Here is a 15,762-nt window from a genome sequence, read left to right as displayed (position 1 = left end):
AAAACCATCTCCCTCTATTCATGTTTCCAAGGCACAGCGTCTCCAAAGTCAGTCATACTATCATTCTTAGGGGTATAGTAGCCATTTGTAGGATTGTGATAATTTCCACGATGGGCGTCAAAGTGTTCGTTTACATCCATATTCCTTCCCTTTAAAAATTGAATGTTATCTGGTTCACCAGCAAAATCAGGATATTCATTAGCAGATTTCATATGCTGTCCCTCGTAGCCTTTCACTTTTCCTGTTTGTAATAACTCTAGTTTTTCTGCAGGGGTCCAATCTCTTGTTCCTTTTCCAGTTTTTTTAATCAATTCTTTCTCTTGTCTCCATGCGTGGCGAACAGCTTTCTGACGAAGAGCTGAAAATTGTTTATCTGTTACCCATTTTCCGTTTACATTATATTGTTTTTTTCCATCAACAATCCGTATTTTTTCTGTATTCTTAACACTATTACCAACCTCGCTAGAAGACTGGGATTTTTGAATGTTGTTAGCATCGACTTTCTCCTTTATTCTACCACTAGTTCCATTAGAAGAAGACTGGAACTTTTGAAGAGTATCCTTACCATTTTGAATTGCATTACCCCCAACAAATACACCATGTCCAGCAAGACTAAGCCCAGCCGCTGTAGCAGCTGCATCTAATGGAAGAACAATTGGTGATGCTAATCCACCAGTTCCTACTTCTGCGACGAAGGTTAAGAAATTAGCCCCGCCTATGACGGTAAGACCTTCTAGAATTTCTATAATGGATGCCGCTCCTGCTACAACATTTCCGGCAAATCTTCCCGATTGATAAGTTAACTTGCTTTCTAATTCATCATTATCAGGTGATTCTAATCCAATAACGCTTTCGAAAGCCGCACTACCAGCGCCTTGAAAAAATTCTTTCATAAATTCCCAAGTACTGATAGCTGTTTTTTCATACCATGGTCTATTGGCTTCTTGTTCTCGTAAAGCAATTGCTTTTTCAATTTGTGCTTCACGAGCTTTACTTTCTCTAATTGCTTGAATAGGCCCCGTCCACTCCATATTCAATTCTTGTATGCTAAATGTTCCACTTGCGGGGCTGAAACCTTTCCCACTTTGTACTTCCGCAAGACCTTGCGCGATACTCGCAGCTAATTGAAGTGCAGTATCATAATTACTACTAGAAGTATAATTGAATTCATGTAAGTGTTCTAGTTTTTCTTGCAGTTTCTTCCTCATGACAGTAAAAAGATTCGCCAAAGCGTCTATACCCGGGATTGGCATAGCTTGACTGATGGCTTCCATACTTGTTTTCATTCGGTCAATTTCGCGAATTTGTTCTAATAACTCTTGTTCAATGACATCAGTTGAAGCTACCTGTGATTGAAATTGACTTGGAAAGGCATCATTTTGACGGATTAATTCTTCACATAAGTAAATGATTCCTTGTGCTAAAGGACGAAAGGTTTGTACAAAAAATGATTTTGCACTGCTATAAGTTTGTCCTTGTAGAACAGTATCAATTGCAAAAGCGTCAATCGACTGAATGGCTTGTTCCATGCCTTGAATGGTAGCGGTACATGCAGCGTTCATGCTTTGAGTTTGGTTCTGGACTTCCCCTAGATACATATTTAAACTCATAAATAATCCCCCTTAACAAGTAAATATTACCAGTCTAAGGAGGATGCTGTAAATATTACATTTCCATAAACCCTTTATCAAAGTAAAACTTGTCCATTAAGTTATTTACAATCCCGTTGAAATAAGCAAATTTCCCTTTATTCATTTTCGTACCAGATTTAATCTTCATAACGAACTCTTTAATAGCTTTTAAGCCGATAGTAAGCTCCTGAGCTGTATTAAATGCTTTATCACCTGTCGTATGGTTAATGGTTTTATTGCACTGTCTTATGACCTTCCACAGTTCTTGAATTGTCTTAGATTCAGAATAGAAAGAGCTAACTAGGGAAATAAAACGTTCTGGTACCCAGTGAGCTACGAAATCAGCTTCTTTAATGTTTTCCTCAGGTGTAGTGTTATTCTCAGTATTATTACGTTTGTTTATATCTTTTATATTTTGTTTTAAGGAAACAGGGGTTGTTTTAATGGTAGGACACTTTGTAGGACTATTTGTATCTACCTTGTCGGACATTTCTTCCACAATAGGTTGAATGATAATTGCATTAGAAGTTTGAAGCATATCTTTAGTTCTCTTCATAGAAACTTGTTTAATCATCTCTAGATCTACAAGTTTCTTCATTAAACGTTGTACAGTTTTATATGAAACTTCCATCTTTGCAGCAATTCTATTTTTGCATAGGAAACTAACACCTACATATTTACAACTGTGGCGTTTTAAAATTTCAAGTAATGCAATTAGTTTAGATTGTACGTCAGTACGTTTAATAGACATACGGATAGACTCACGATATGCACGTACAGTTTTATTTAGTTCTTCTACTTCTTTAAATGTAGAAAGGTTGTGGAAGGATTGTTCACTTGCGATAACGTTGATACGTTTCTTCATTATATAGGCCCCTTTGTATAAACAAAAAAGCAACAGAATGCCAAGTGTAAGCAAACTGTTGCTAAGGAGCCCTTACGTACTGTAAAATAGTCCGTAAGAGTACAGCAAGTGTTTGCCTATCCAGAGTAGGCGGACGGTATATAGAGTGTTGGTAGCACTTTATATACACGCTGTGCTCTTTTATTTTTGTTGTAGTTAAATGGTGTTAGGTCAATTAATGACAGGGCCACAACTTTTAGCTCATTTAGCGCAAATTCATGTTTGGTTTAAAGAGTATGGGGTAAATATTAAAGAGTAGGGAAAGGGCGGCTTGCATGTTGTGTAAGCCGCCTTTTCTTCTATTTCACTTGAATATAAATATATCTATTGTATTTTCCATCATCTGTTGTTGCGGTTAAAACAACGCGTCCAGTTTTTAAAGCTTTCACATGAGTCGTATTATTTTTGGTTTCCAGGGCAATGATGCTTGTGTCACTACTTTTCCAAACTATATTTTTATTTGTTGCATTTTCTGGAAGAACGGAGGCAGATACAAGTTTTTCATCTCCTTGCTTGATCTCAAAAGATCGTTCGTCTACTTTGATGTCTGTAACAGGTACATGATTTGGTTCGACAGTTACTTGACATGTTGCTACATATTCGCCAGTAGCAGTTGTTGCAGTAAGTGTTGCAGTGCCAGCTTGTACAGCATGGACAATTGCTTTTTCATCCGTTGCTTGTATTGTTGCAACAGTTGGATTGTCACTTTTCCAAATTAACTTTTTATTTGTAACGTTTGGAGTGATCTTCGCAACGAGTTCAAAGGTTTCTCTTTCTCTTAAAGAGTGTTCTGATTTGTTAAGTGTAAGGCTAGTAGGGAATGTTTCTAGTAAATTCTCAGGTGTTTTTGCATCCCAAGTCATAGGTTTATTCGAGCGTAGTGCTTGTGCTACAACTGCCGCTGTATCCATATTCGTCATAGGAGTTGTAATAGATGATTTTGCTAGAATTCCAGGGCCGTTCGCCGCCCAGAAAATTGTCTTTTCTTCAGGAGATTCTCCTCCATGTCCGTAGTCTTTTCCTCCATGATCCGTTGTCATAATAACAAGGCTATCTTCTAATAAACCAGCGTCACGAATTGCATCTAATACAATCCCTACATTTTTATCTGTTTTTTCAATTTGTTGCATATATGCGGGGCTGCCGTAGCCTTTAGAATGACCAGCTCCATCAATATCGTCAAAATGAATGAATGTGACCGCAGTATCTTTTCCTTCCGTTTTAATATAATTTGAGATTTTTGGTGCCAATTGGTCATCTGGGACAGACTCTAAGTGAGCGCCTACGGATTGTTCGATAATCCCTTTATTAATGGGACTCCATCCAGCAAATGAAGCCATTTTTGCGTAAGGTCGTTCTTGTTTTAGTACTTTCATAAAGGATGGATAAGGTGAATTTTCAGGGAATGCTATTGACCCTGCGATTGTATTATCCAGTTTTGTTTTATCAGGTGTTACACCATGTAAGATTCCGCCCCAGTTTTGAGCGCTAATCGTTGGTGAAAGAGCTTGCGCATTATAAGTGCTGGCACCATTAGCGATAAAATTTTTAATATTAGGGGCATTAGCATCTTTAACAGCAATACCAGCTCCATCTAACCCGATAATAAAGACATGTTTGTATGGATAGTTTGTAGATTGTTTTAGCTGTTCTTGAAGAGGGAGTATGTCCTTTTCATCAATTTTTCCATCTTCATTTAAATCAGCCCGCTTAATTTCATTCCAGTTTTGACTATTTACATCTGATCCGATGTATTGTTTTACAAAGTTTAAATCATTTTGTTCAAGTAAACCATCACGTGTTATATCTAAAGAATTTCCAACAGTTAGTTCTGCTGTAGCGGCTTTTTTTCCGTCTTCAGAAATGGCTTGAATTGTTGTTTTCCCAACGCCTTTTCCAATTACTTTGACTTTTCCATCTATCGCTTCAACGTCTGCGATGTTTTTATTACTGCTTGTCCAAGTTACTTTTTTATTTGTTGCGTCTAAAGGCTGGATATTGGCTTGTAAATAGGTGTAACCATCAACATTTAAATGAATAGTTGGTTGGTCAATGGAAATGTCAGTAACAGCAATCGGAGGAGCGGATTGATACATTTTTTGAACATCTGTAGCCGTTACTGCTTTTCTTAGGATAGATACTTCATCTAGTGTTGCGTCAAAGTTGTTTCCGAATAAAGTTCCTTTCCCATCAACTCCAATTTTTGTTGTGTAATTTGTATCGATTGTACCTTTCATTTTACTAATATCAATTTGTTGTTCTAGCTTTCCGTCTTTATAAATAGTTGCATATCCATCGCGGTCATGAGAAATCACAATATGATGCCAAACGTTATCAGCGATATTTGGAATAGAGGCATCCAGGCGGGAGCTACCGGATGTTTTGAAATTCCAAAGGAGAGCCTTATCCTTTAAACCGATAAACCACCCTAAGTTTCCACCGCTATTCCAATCTTTATTTGAAATGATGGCTGGATCAGCATTTACTCCGGAAGATTTTACCCAAAAGGCTATTGTGAAGTCTGTACGTTCTCCAAATTTTAATTGTGAAGTATCTCCTAAGTCGATATAGGAAGCATTTTTCTGTGAGGTTGATTTAAACTTGAGAGCTTTATTTATGCGTCCGTCTGTAAATGAAGGATTACCATTTTCATATGAAATTATGTGATTGGATGCGGAGCTATCATTTAGATTTTCCTCGAACGATAGCTTCATAATTTCGTCAGTGAGATTTTCTTGTTGCATTTGTATTGCTGGATTAGGTGCTGCTAAAACGTTAAATGGAATTGTTGTGGATAGGATTGTACTCATGGTAAGTGTAGAAATCAGTACTGCTTTTTTAATAAAAGGCTGTGTCATTTTAAATCCTCCTTATATGTTCCTTTAATTAGAATTCAACGGAATTCTGTTTCCTTTTCTAAGATAAATAGTAAAGTACAAATTTTGAGGAATAATAACCGAAATATTGAGATTTTTTTAAGTTGTTGTGAAGTTCCACAGTGATTAAGAATAATACGAGAATATGACAATTAATATTAAATAAATTGTCATATAAAATTTAAAATTATATTATAAATAATACTTAATTAGAATTATTATTTTGACGTATTTATTATTACTTGTTATAATTTGAAACAAACGTTCTTGAAAAAGATTCTCATTTCCAAAATTGAGGTGTTATATAGATGACGAAAAAGAAAATAGGTTTGCTTGTAATGGCGTATGGAACGCCAGAATCATTAGATGATGTAGAGGGATATTACACTCACATTCGCCACGGGCGTAAGCCGTCTGAAGAAGCGCTTCAAGATTTAATTGAGCGTTATACAGCAATTGGAGGAATTTCGCCACTTGCAAAAATTACGAAAGAGCAGGCACATAAATTAACAGATTCATTGAATAAAATGTATACAGAGTATGAATTTGTTTGTTACTTAGGGTTAAAACATATTGCTCCATTTATTGAAGATGCAGTAGAAGAGATGAAGCGAGATGGAATTGAGCAGGCGATTAGTATCGTATTAGCACCGCACTATTCTACATTTAGCATTAAAGCGTATAATGACCGTGCCATTCGTCTTTCAGAAGAAATAGGTGGTCCTGTTATTGAACCAATTGAACAATGGTACGATGAACCAAAATTTATTTCCTGTTGGGCAGATCAAATTAAAGAAACGTTTACTAAAATCATAGATAAAGAGAAGGCAGTTGTTATTTTCTCCGCACATAGTTTACCGGAGAAAATTATTGCAGCGGGAGACCCTTATGTAGAGCAATTACAGCATACAGCGGACTTAATTGCGGCAGAAGCAGATATAAAGCATTATATGATTGGTTGGCAAAGCGCTGGAAATACACTAGATCCATGGATTGGGCCAGATGTGCAAGATTTAACGAGAGATTTATATGAAGAGCATGGCTATGAATCTTTCGTATATTGTCCGGTTGGCTTTGTGGCGGAGCATTTAGAAGTTTTATATGATAACGATTATGAATGTAAAGTTGTAACTGATGAATTAAATGTTGCATACTTTAGACCAAATATGCCGAACGCTCAACCCACATTTATCGATTGTTTAACTGAAATTGTTTCCAAAAAAATGAAGGAAATAGTTGACAAGAATTTAGTTTTGAATAATAATTAGTTTATAATAATTTTAAATAAATAATAATTACTATGAAAGAAAGAGGAGGATCTCCCTTGATGAATCCAAATAATCGCTTAACAACAAACCAAGGTGCTCCAGTTGGAGATAACCAAAATTCTCGTACAGCTGGTCGACGTGGACCGGTATTGTTAGAAGACTATCATTTAGTAGAAAAACTTGCGCATTTTGATCGTGAACGTATTCCAGAGCGCGTTGTGCATGCACGCGGTGCAGGTGCTCATGGTGTATTCGTAACGAAAAACAGCATGAAGCAATATACAAAAGCAGCATTTTTACAAAATGAAGGAACTGAGACACCTGTATTCGTTCGTTTCTCAACGGTAATTCATGGTCAAGGTTCTCCGGAAACAGCTCGTGATCCACGTGGGTTCGCTGTTAAATTTTATACAGAAGAAGGAAACTACGATATCGTAGGTAACCATTTGCCTGTTTTCTTCATTCGTGATGCAATTAAATTCCCTGACATGGTGCATTCTTTAAAACCAGCACCTGATACAAACGTTCAAACACCAGATCGTTATTGGGATTTTATGACGTTAACTCCAGAATCTACACATATGATGACATGGGTATTTTCTGATTATGGTACACCGGCAAACTACCGTGAAATGGAAGGTTTCGGCGTACATTCATTTAAATGGATTAATGCAGAAGGTAAAATTGTATACATTAAATATCATTGGAAACCACAGCAAGGCGTACGTAACTTGAGTGCGAAAGAAGTGGAGCAAGTACAAGGGAAAGATTTCAATCATGCTACTCGTGACTTATTCGGTGCAATCGAAAAAGGAAACTATCCAAAATGGGATTTACACGTACAAGTAATGCAACTAGATGAAACGGATTCTTTAGATTTCGATCCACTAGATCCAACGAAAGTATGGCCAGAAGATCGCTTCCCATTAATAGAAGTAGGGACAATGACGTTAAATCGTAACCCGAAAAACTTCTTTGCGGAAGTAGAACAAGCGGCGTTTACTCCGAGTGCAACTGTAAATGGTATTGAACCATCTGAAGATAAATTATTACAAGGTCGTTTATTCTCTTATCCAGATACACAGCGTTATCGCCTTGGTGCAAACTATCTACAAATTCCTGTAAACTGTCCATACGCAGCTGTTCGTAATCAACAACGTGATGGTGCGATGCAAATTAATCAAAACCCATCTACAATAAACTACGAACCGAGCCGTCATACTGAAAATCCAGTTGAGGACCCAGCTTACCGTGATTCAACTATGAAAGTAGAAGGCTACGTATCTCGTGAAAAAATTGAGAAACCAAATGACTTCAAACAAGCGGGTGAGCGTTACCGTTCATTCTCTAAAGAAGAGCAAGACAATTTAATTGCAAACTTAACAAATGACTTAAAAGACGTAAATGAACGCACAAAACTACTCGCTATTTGCAACTTCTTCCGTGCAGATCATGATTACGGAATGCGTTTAGCTCAAGCGTTAAATGTTGATATTACGCAGTATGTAGGGAATGCTCCAAAATAAATAGGAAAAGACGTCCGATTCTCGGTCGTCTTTTTTTGTAAAATATGTTGTAATCTTGTCGAATAAATTTTACGTATAAGAGGTGTATTTCATGAATGTCGCTATTTTTATTATTGCGTTATGTGTCTTTTAATTTGTAGTATTTGCTATTGTAAAAATGTTTATAGCAATCGGGAAACAAGGTGATGAACGTGCTACGTTTATAAAAAATAAAGCGATGGCTGAGACATTCCAAATTGCTATGGGATTAATGGTACTTGAGATGATACCGTTTATTTATCATCGATTTAATGAAACAGTAGGAACGCCGTTTAATCCAGTTCGCTTTTTAGCTGTAATAGCGGTGGCGTTTCTTATTATATTAAGCGCAAATAAAAGGAAGTACGGTGATTCGTAATTTATGCGGGGGTATTGTTCATTTCAGTTATGTCGGAATTTGTTGGTAAATCGATATGTTGTATCGAAACGTCGATATAATTAAAGAAGCAATCGGTATAATTGAAAAATCGTCAATATATCCGAAAAGCCGTTGATATATTTACCATAATGCTAGATGGGATATGCACGGGCTTAAAAAAACAATATGTATCAATCCCGATATAAAGCAAAAACGATAATCATAACAATCCCTCCTTTATTTAATAGAGTTAAGCAGCCTGAGTTCTACATTGATAGGAACTCAGGCTTTTTTATGCGAAAAATTTATGAAATCGTTTCGGAATAAAGCTTAAGACAAGAAAGAGTGCGATTTCACCTAAAATAGCGACAATGATATTGAATAAGAAAGTACGGAAATTTACAGTAATGTGATTGAGGATAGCGTATTTCCAGTAGGATAAGCTCATGAAGATCCCTCCTTATAGCGTTTTTTATAGTATATAAAAATTGTTTCGTAAAAGTGCATGTCCTAGTTTGTAATTTGTAAAAATACAAAATAAATTCTCAACAAAATCTCAACAATTGAGTAAGAAAAGAACATGGAATATATTACCTGTTACATTACATAGAAATAGGAGTATTAACAAAAAATGTTTTTAGAATTAACATAAAATTTACAAAAAACAAATAAATTGTTGAAATAATACAAACAAAAATATATACTCGTTATATACTTTTTACAAAAAAAGGATGTGATAGGGTGATTTACACTTTTACTTAGGGATATATGATTGATTCATTTTACAGATTCGAAAAAAATTAAGTGAGGAGAAATGAATATGTTTCGATTTATGAAATCTCCAATCGGTATAGCGGTTGGGGTAGCAGCGGTAATATTGGCATCACCAAAAGCGAGAAAGGGATTACGAAAACTTGCAGTAAAAACAGTATCGGCTTTTCTTGGTGCAAAAGAACAAATGCAAAGTGCTGGTTCAGAAATGGAAGAAGCTTTGCCAAAAGTGAAAGAAGCGGCACGGAAAGTGGCTGTGAAAACAGTATCACCAATTATAGGAGCGGTAGAAGCTGTTCCAAATACAATTTCTAAATTCCAGGAAAAATGGGTTTCTCGTGTAAATGCGTATCATTCTGAGCAAAATATAGATTATGAAAATTTGCCCGTCAGTCCTTAAGTACTACATGAGCAATAAATCTTTTTACTTCCTTCAAGACGATAAGGAGGATGATGATGCAAAGTAAAACATTAAAAACGAGATTTATACGATCATTACCTGGAAGAATTCGAATTGAAATTTATAAGTTAAAATACAACAAGAATATGGCGAACTTGATATTAGACCGATTTAGTCAAGCGGAAGGTATTTATCAAGTAAGTCCCTCAATTTCTACAGGAAGAGCCCTTATTACTTACGATATCAACAAGACATCTCTACATAACATTTGCAAAATAATTCAGCTTATAGAAGAACAAGTGACGAAGCGAAAGAAAAGTAGTACAAATAACAGTGACGAAAAGAAGGAATTAATAGATTGTTCATCTAGTGTAGTTTCTCGTAATAATGACACTGTTCATAGAAAAAAGGATGAAGGTGTGCCGTTACCTCTAGCACTTTCGGTTGTTGGGTTAGGTGCTTTCGGCATAAAACAATTATTTATGGGTAGATCTGCCTTAGCTAGAAGTCCTGGTCTTTTTTATGTATCCGGAGCTTTATCCGTTGTGACGGGTTATCCGTTCCTGAAACGAGGATTCAAAAAAATGGTTGCTAGCAAAAAGGTGAATTCCGATCTTGTGCTTGGTGTAGGGACTCTTGCACTTGCGCTTGCGCGGGAGAATATTGTCGTGCTTGCCGGTCTTAGTCTATTAAACTACTTAAATTGGAAGCGTAGTCAAGCAAACATAAACGAAGAAAATGAGGCGTATAAAGAAAATCTCCTCTCTCCAGAGATTAAAGCGTATAGTGAAAAACAATCAAAGTGGGGAATGATTTTTGGAGGAGCAACTTGGGCTTTCACTAGAAATCCTTTGCGTGGAATGGCAGTGTTGTTAGCGGCTAATCCGAAACCAGCTGTCTCATCGGCAGAATATGCGTGGCGACAAGGTGACCTCGTCGCGAGAGAAAGAGGATATGTCATTCCGAGCGGTGGGTCGTTATCGCAATTGTCTCGAACAAAAACGATAGTATTAGATGATACATCTCGTATATTCCAGGCCTCAGCAGAGGGGATGAGTTGTATTTCGCAAGATGAAAATGAAGGGCAAGTTTGGTGCACGGTGGCTTCTCTTATTGAGAAAAGTGAGCATGTATGGAAAGAGGAAGTCGTGCAACGGGCTGCGCAAACTGGAAGAACATTAAGAAAAGCGTTTGAAGTTCAAGTAGAGAATGAAGGAATAAAAGGTGAAATTCAAGGAATAACTTCCTTTTTCGGAAGTAAAGATTTTGCCGAGCGAAATGGTGTAGATATAAGTGCGTATGAGCTGGAAGCGAAGAGGCTTGAAAAAGAAGGATTCCAAGTTCAGTACGTCGCTAAAAATAAAGAATGCCTCGGTCTACTAGTTGGATCAAAGGTTACTATTATTCCTGAATTCAAAGAAGTAGTGAATGGGTTACATGAAAACAAATGGAGTATAGGCGTTTTGCAAAATAGTTTACATGTAAATCGTAGCATTCTTTCTCAGTATGGTGTGGATGATAGCTGGCAGCAGGGGGATGCTGTCGAACGGGTAAAATTGCTTCGTTCAAATGGAGAAGAGGTAGTATTTGCAACTGATCAAAATACCGATTTTCCGTCTATATCATTTGAAGAAATAAAAAATATCTCTCAATCTACAGCGTATGCAAACCGAATCAATATGTTGGTGAATGAGCATTTCCGCGCAGCGAAAGTGTGGAATGTGGTGGGAGAGATGTTAGCGGTTTGGTCTATATTCACAGCACCTGTAATCGCTTTATTTGCAAATGCTTTATCGTTAACGTTTTTATCTAGGGCGAAAAGAATGAGCGAGAAGATATTTTCTTATGGAGAATTGTCGAAAATGGATTCTTCTCAGCCAAAAGTGATTCCTGCCAAACAAGATCAAATTCCGTGGTATACATTTAATCAAGAAAAAGTAATGAATAGATTACAAGTTGAGAAGCAATATGGATTAAGTAATGCACAAGTAAATATGCGAAAAGAAGAATACGGAATGAACCAAATTGAACCGAAACCGTCAGTTCCTTGGATTGTATCGTTTATGGGCCGATTTAAAGAATTTACATCGCTTATTTTACTCGGAGCAGCTGGATTATCTGTTATATCTGGTGGCTGGTTCGATGGATTAGCGATGGGGACAATTCTCGTTGTAAATGCAATAATTGGGACGCTTCAAGAGCGGAAGGCGGAAAAGGTAGTTGAGGCTTTAAATCAATTCCGAGCCCCTATTTGTAAAGTAATACGAGAAGAAGCGGAAATAGAAATATCAAGTAGTGAACTCGTTCCTGGAGATATTGTCTGCCTTGAAGCGGGAGACCGTGTACCTGCTGATCTTCGCGTTGTTAACTCTTGGAACTTAGAAATTAACGAAGCGATGTTAACGGGAGAATCACTTCCAGTTGAAAAGAAAGCGGACGCTGTGTTAGAAGAGTGTTCGTTAGCAGAGCGAAACAATATGCTCTTTATGGGGACGTCTGTAACACGAGGTAAAGCGGTAGCAATTGTAGTAGAAACAGGTATGCGTACAGAGATGGGCTATATGATTTCCTTAATGAAAGGGGAAGAAATAGAGCCTACGCCATTGCAGCAAAAGGTGACATCTATTAGTAAAACATTTATTAAAGGAGCGTTTGTGGCTGGCGGTCTTGTACTTGTGGCGGGGCTACTAAGAGGACTGCCAATTACGCAAATGATTACAACATCGGTTGCTCTTACTGCTTCTGCTGTTCCAGAAGGATTACCAATTATGATTACGATTGCTTTAAGTGCGGGTATATTCCGTATGCAAAAGCAAAATGCGCTCGTTCGAAAGCTTTCGAGTTTAGAAACACTCGGTAGAACGACGGTTATTTGTTCTGATAAAACGGGAACTCTTACGAAAAATGAAATGACGGTTAAAGTAATTGCTACGCCGAATCGTTTATGGAGTGTAACCGGTGATGGGTATGAACCAGTAGGGACGATTGCTGATGTAACTTCATCTAAAGTTGCTGCTGCTGTAGATACGGAGATAGAAGAGGCTATTTATCATAAAACGGAAAATGTGCCGCTAGAAAATCCGGATTTAGCTCGTATTCTTCAAATTGGTGTTCTTTGTAACAATAGTAAATTAGAGCAGGAAGATGATTTATGGGTTGTAAAAGGTGATCCGACTGAAGGAGCTTTATTAAGTTTAGCTTCGAAAGCGGGGGCATTACAGGAAGGTATGGCGTCGTTTGAACGCCATCATGAAGAACCATTTGATTCAGAGATGAAAATTATGAGTGTTGTTTGTAAAGAGAGTAACGCTGAAGAGTTATATAAGTTCTCAAAAGGTTCTGTAGAGGCGATTCTTACTCGTTGTAAATGGTATCAAGATAACGGTCAAATATATCCGTTATGTGATAAGCAAAAAGAAGTTATTTTACAACAAAATGAAGAGTTTGCAAAACAGGCATTACGAGTATTAGGTTTTGCGTACAGCAATGGCGAAAGTGATGATCTTACTTTTGTTGGATTAGTCGGTATGATCGATCCGCCAAAACCTGAAGTGGAAGAGAGTATTCGTGAAGCGATTGAGTTAGGTGTGAAGCCAGTAATGATTACGGGAGATCATCCGACTACGGCGATTTCTATTGCGAAACAAACTGGAATTTGGAATCGTGAAGATCGTGTTTTAACGGGATTAGAAATTGATAACATGACAGATGAGGAATTAAAAGAAGTTGTGAAAAGTACATCTGTTTTTGCTCGTGTGACTCCGGCTCACAAATTACGAATTGTAACGGCCTTCCAATCCGACGGTCAAATCGTCGCGATGACTGGAGATGGTGTAAATGATACACCGGCTATAAAAAAGGCGAATATCGGTATTGCGATGGGGCAAACCGGAACAGAAGTTACGAAAGAAGCCGCTGATTTGATTTTGAAAAAGGATCATTTCGGTTCAATTGTTGAAGGGGTAAAAGAAGGTAGAACGATCATCGGAAATATTCGTAAAGCAGTTGGTTGTTTATTGACGGGGAATTTAGCGGAAGTGTTAGTGACTAGTGCTGCTGTTATAGCGGGAATGCCGATTCCGTTAGTGCCAATTCAAATTTTATTAATGAATCTTATTACCGATGCTTTACCAGCGATGATTTTAGCTGTAAACCCTGGAAACAAAACGAAGCAAACGAAACGTCAAGATATTGTTGATAAAGATTTGTACAAAAAAGTTATTACAAGAGGAGTACTGCTTGGGGTAGGTTCGCTCGCTGTATTTGGTATTAGTTTAGCGGTTGGAGTACCTCTTCCAGTAGCACAAACATCAGCATTTGCAGCTTTAGTTGCCGGGCAGCTCATTCAAACTTTCTCTTGGAGACAAGAGGGATCAGAAGAAACAGTTCGCGATTGGTCAAAAGACCGGTTCTTTATTACAGCGTTAGGAACGTCTTGGCTTGTATTATTATCAGCTATATATGTACCTCCGTTAGCTCGTATATTCCATACTGTTCCGTTAACGCTCACACAATGGATACCTGTTCTTCTCGTGGCGGGCACAGTGTCTCAAATCGCGAAACCTATTATTAATTTAGTTTCATATAAGAATACTGATTTAGTAAAACCAGTAGTTTCTGAATCTGCATTATTAAAAACAGTGTAAAGGAGCAATGAAAATGATACGAAAAGTTGTTATTGGATCTACTTTAGCGCTAGCAAGTGCCGCTTTATTACCTGTCGTAAGAAATACACTTCGTCCGCTTGTTGAATCGGGGGCAAGGGGTGTGAAGTCTACTTTTGAAACAATTAAAGAGGAAGTAGAAGATATTATTGTGGAAGCGAAAATGGATAGAATGCAAAAGCAATTTGAGAAAGAACTTTCTTATGTGGAAGATGACATTACTGATGAACAAGAAGTGATAGAAGCGGCAGCTGAACAAGCGCAAGATGAAGTGGAGGAGATTAAACATGATGCATAAAGCTGTAGAAAAAGATGTAGATTACCATTTGGAAAAAGCGTTAGAGCACTTTGAACAGGCATTAGATTTAAGTATAAAAGCAGCATCGGAAAATAAAGCGATGCAAAAAGAAATTGCTACGAAAATGGGTTCATTCACTGGTGAGATTTTTCACTCGGTTCGTGAAAAAGGAAAAGAAAACCGTATGAATATTATGAAATGGTTCACTCTTCCTCGCTTTTAAGGGCGGAGTACGAAATGGAAAGAATATAGGGAGCTTTTAACTCCCTTATTCATATTCCATACTATATATGTCGCATTAATTTTCGGAATGTTCAGAATTATAAAATCATTAAGGGGTGAAAGAATTAAATGGCGGCATGGATGATGATATTAGCATTAACATTTTCATCAAGTATCGATAACTTAGGGGTAGGAATTTCTTATGGGATTCGCAACATACGAATTAGCCATTTTTCTAATCTTATCATTTCGGTTATTTGCTTTTTGTTTAGTGTGGCCGGGATTTATTTTGGATTATGGCTTTCAAAAATTTTGCCTGGGATTATGCCAGTAGTCATTGGTTCTTTCTTATTAGTTGTCATTGGTCTTCGAATTGTATTATTAGCAATTCCGCGTAAGGTGGTAGCTGAAGGAGCGGAAGGTGAAGTAGCATCTACGGAAATAAATGGTTTAACGAAAAATATAGGTGAATCTGGAGGAATCGGATTTGTAGAATCTATCTTTCTTGGCATTGGTCTGTCTGCTAATGCATTAACGAACGGATTAGGTGCTGGTTTATTCGGTTTGAATCCGATAGCAATATGTGTTACTGCGGCAATTGGTAGTTTCATAACAGTTTGGGGCGGAGTTGCATTAGGGAGAAAGATAGCTCACGTTCGTATTGGGAAATTTACTTTAGGGCAATTTGGAACATTGATCAGCGGAACGTTACTATTAATTATTGCATTTGCTGCCTTTTTTTGATTGATTTATCCCACTATTTTCGGGCTGATAATCAGTGGGGATGAACAAAACCCCCACTGAT

At 37.3% G+C, this 15,762-nt stretch carries 12 protein-coding genes and 1 pseudogene; 9 read left to right on the top strand and 4 right to left on the bottom strand.

All coding sequences use genetic code 11. The features are described 5' to 3' along the window. Window positions 1-14: 14 nt before the first annotated feature. Both MR109_RS11615 and MR109_RS11610 read right to left on the bottom strand, forming a co-directional pair. Entirely contained in the window at window positions 15-1,610 is a 1,596-nt protein-coding gene (locus MR109_RS11615) for a T7SS effector LXG polymorphic toxin (RefSeq protein WP_242272140.1), read from the bottom strand. Window positions 1,611-1,665: 55 nt separating this feature from the next. After that, on the bottom strand, window positions 1,666-2,496 hold the full coding sequence (locus MR109_RS11610; RefSeq protein WP_242272139.1) for a helix-turn-helix domain-containing protein: 831 nt from the start codon (window positions 2,494-2,496) through the stop codon (window positions 1,666-1,668). A 208-nt stretch (window positions 2,497-2,704) separates the two neighbouring features. Between MR109_RS11610 and MR109_RS30400 the strand changes: the two are divergent. Then, a pseudogene (locus tag MR109_RS30400) lies at window positions 2,705-2,794 on the top strand (aspartate--ammonia ligase); the annotation flags it as partial. A gap of 40 nt (window positions 2,795-2,834) precedes the next feature. On the opposite strand, the gene MR109_RS11605 reads toward MR109_RS30400, so the two are convergent. Then, on the bottom strand, window positions 2,835-5,393 hold the full coding sequence (locus tag MR109_RS11605; protein ID WP_242272138.1) for an Ig-like domain-containing protein: 2,559 nt from the start codon (window positions 5,391-5,393) through the stop codon (window positions 2,835-2,837). A gap of 326 nt (window positions 5,394-5,719) precedes the next feature. Here MR109_RS11605 and hemH point away from each other — a divergent pair, with 326 nt between their 5' ends. The 3 genes from hemH (at window position 5,720) to MR109_RS11590 (ending at window position 8,602) form a co-directional block, all read left to right on the top strand. Further along, on the top strand, window positions 5,720-6,679 hold the full coding sequence (hemH, locus tag MR109_RS11600) for a ferrochelatase (protein ID WP_242272137.1): 960 nt from the start codon (window positions 5,720-5,722) through the stop codon (window positions 6,677-6,679). 59 nt (window positions 6,680-6,738) lie between these two features. Continuing rightward, window positions 6,739-8,205: a catalase KatB gene (katB, locus tag MR109_RS11595; protein ID WP_242272250.1), complete on the top strand. Its 1,467-nt coding sequence runs from the start codon at window positions 6,739-6,741 to the stop codon at window positions 8,203-8,205. Window positions 8,206-8,362: 157 nt separating this feature from the next. Then, complete coding sequence (locus MR109_RS11590; protein WP_242272136.1) at window positions 8,363-8,602, top strand: hypothetical protein; 240 nt, start codon at window positions 8,363-8,365, stop codon at window positions 8,600-8,602. A gap of 292 nt (window positions 8,603-8,894) precedes the next feature. Here the strand turns inward: MR109_RS11590 and MR109_RS11585 are convergent, their stop codons facing one another. Further along, window positions 8,895-9,050: a hypothetical protein gene (locus MR109_RS11585; protein ID WP_156185339.1), complete on the bottom strand. Its 156-nt coding sequence runs from the start codon at window positions 9,048-9,050 to the stop codon at window positions 8,895-8,897. Window positions 9,051-9,422: 372 nt separating this feature from the next. Here MR109_RS11585 and MR109_RS11580 point away from each other — a divergent pair, with 372 nt between their 5' ends. The 5 genes from MR109_RS11580 (at window position 9,423) to ytaF (ending at window position 15,701) form a co-directional block, all read left to right on the top strand. Then, entirely contained in the window at window positions 9,423-9,773 is a 351-nt protein-coding gene (locus MR109_RS11580; protein WP_048369714.1) for a YtxH domain-containing protein, read from the top strand. A gap of 56 nt (window positions 9,774-9,829) precedes the next feature. Beyond that, window positions 9,830-14,419 carry a cation-translocating P-type ATPase gene (locus MR109_RS11575; protein ID WP_242272135.1) on the top strand — a complete coding sequence of 1,530 codons (4,590 nt, stop codon included), beginning with the start codon at window positions 9,830-9,832 and terminating at the stop codon, window positions 14,417-14,419. A gap of 13 nt (window positions 14,420-14,432) precedes the next feature. After that, window positions 14,433-14,735 carry a hypothetical protein gene (locus MR109_RS11570; protein ID WP_002170806.1) on the top strand — a complete coding sequence of 101 codons (303 nt, stop codon included), beginning with the start codon at window positions 14,433-14,435 and terminating at the stop codon, window positions 14,733-14,735. Further along, window positions 14,725-14,958, top strand: a complete 234-nt coding sequence (locus MR109_RS11565; protein WP_242272134.1) for a hypothetical protein — start codon at window positions 14,725-14,727, stop codon at window positions 14,956-14,958. The genes MR109_RS11570 and MR109_RS11565 overlap by 11 nt, the downstream gene beginning before the upstream one ends. 128 nt (window positions 14,959-15,086) lie before the next feature. After that, window positions 15,087-15,701, top strand: a complete 615-nt coding sequence (gene ytaF / locus MR109_RS11560; protein WP_033718808.1) for a sporulation membrane protein YtaF — start codon at window positions 15,087-15,089, stop codon at window positions 15,699-15,701. The last annotated feature ends 61 nt before the right edge of the window (window positions 15,702-15,762 follow it).

The organism is Bacillus cereus group sp. BfR-BA-01310 (genome assembly GCF_022664325.1).
GTDB lineage: Bacteria > Bacillota > Bacilli > Bacillales > Bacillaceae_G > Bacillus_A > Bacillus_A paramycoides.
Note: the sequence above shows the minus strand (reverse complement) of the source record. Positions and strands in the feature narration are given on the sequence as shown.

Bases quoted from the DNA above. Each gene is read 5' to 3' on its own strand.
- MR109_RS11575 (WP_242272135.1), top strand. From the start codon at position 9,830: ATGCAAAGTAAAACATTAAAAACGAGATTTATACGATCATTACCTGGA.
- hemH (WP_242272137.1), top strand. From the start codon at position 5,720: ATGACGAAAAAGAAAATAGGTTTGCTTGTAATGGCGTATGGAACGCCA.
- MR109_RS11615 (WP_242272140.1), bottom strand. From the start codon at position 1,610: ATGAGTTTAAATATGTATCTAGGGGAAGTCCAGAACCAAACTCAAAGC.
- MR109_RS11565 (WP_242272134.1), top strand. From the start codon at position 14,725: ATGATGCATAAAGCTGTAGAAAAAGATGTAGATTACCATTTGGAAAAA.
- MR109_RS11570 (WP_002170806.1), top strand. From the start codon at position 14,433: ATGATACGAAAAGTTGTTATTGGATCTACTTTAGCGCTAGCAAGTGCC.
- MR109_RS11580 (WP_048369714.1), top strand. From the start codon at position 9,423: ATGTTTCGATTTATGAAATCTCCAATCGGTATAGCGGTTGGGGTAGCA.
- MR109_RS11585 (WP_156185339.1), bottom strand. From the start codon at position 9,050: ATGAGCTTATCCTACTGGAAATACGCTATCCTCAATCACATTACTGTA.
- MR109_RS11590 (WP_242272136.1), top strand. From the start codon at position 8,363: ATGTTTATAGCAATCGGGAAACAAGGTGATGAACGTGCTACGTTTATA.
- MR109_RS11610 (WP_242272139.1), bottom strand. From the start codon at position 2,496: ATGAAGAAACGTATCAACGTTATCGCAAGTGAACAATCCTTCCACAAC.
- katB (WP_242272250.1), top strand. From the start codon at position 6,739: ATGAATCCAAATAATCGCTTAACAACAAACCAAGGTGCTCCAGTTGGA.
- ytaF (WP_033718808.1), top strand. From the start codon at position 15,087: ATGGCGGCATGGATGATGATATTAGCATTAACATTTTCATCAAGTATC.
- MR109_RS11605 (WP_242272138.1), bottom strand. From the start codon at position 5,393: ATGACACAGCCTTTTATTAAAAAAGCAGTACTGATTTCTACACTTACC.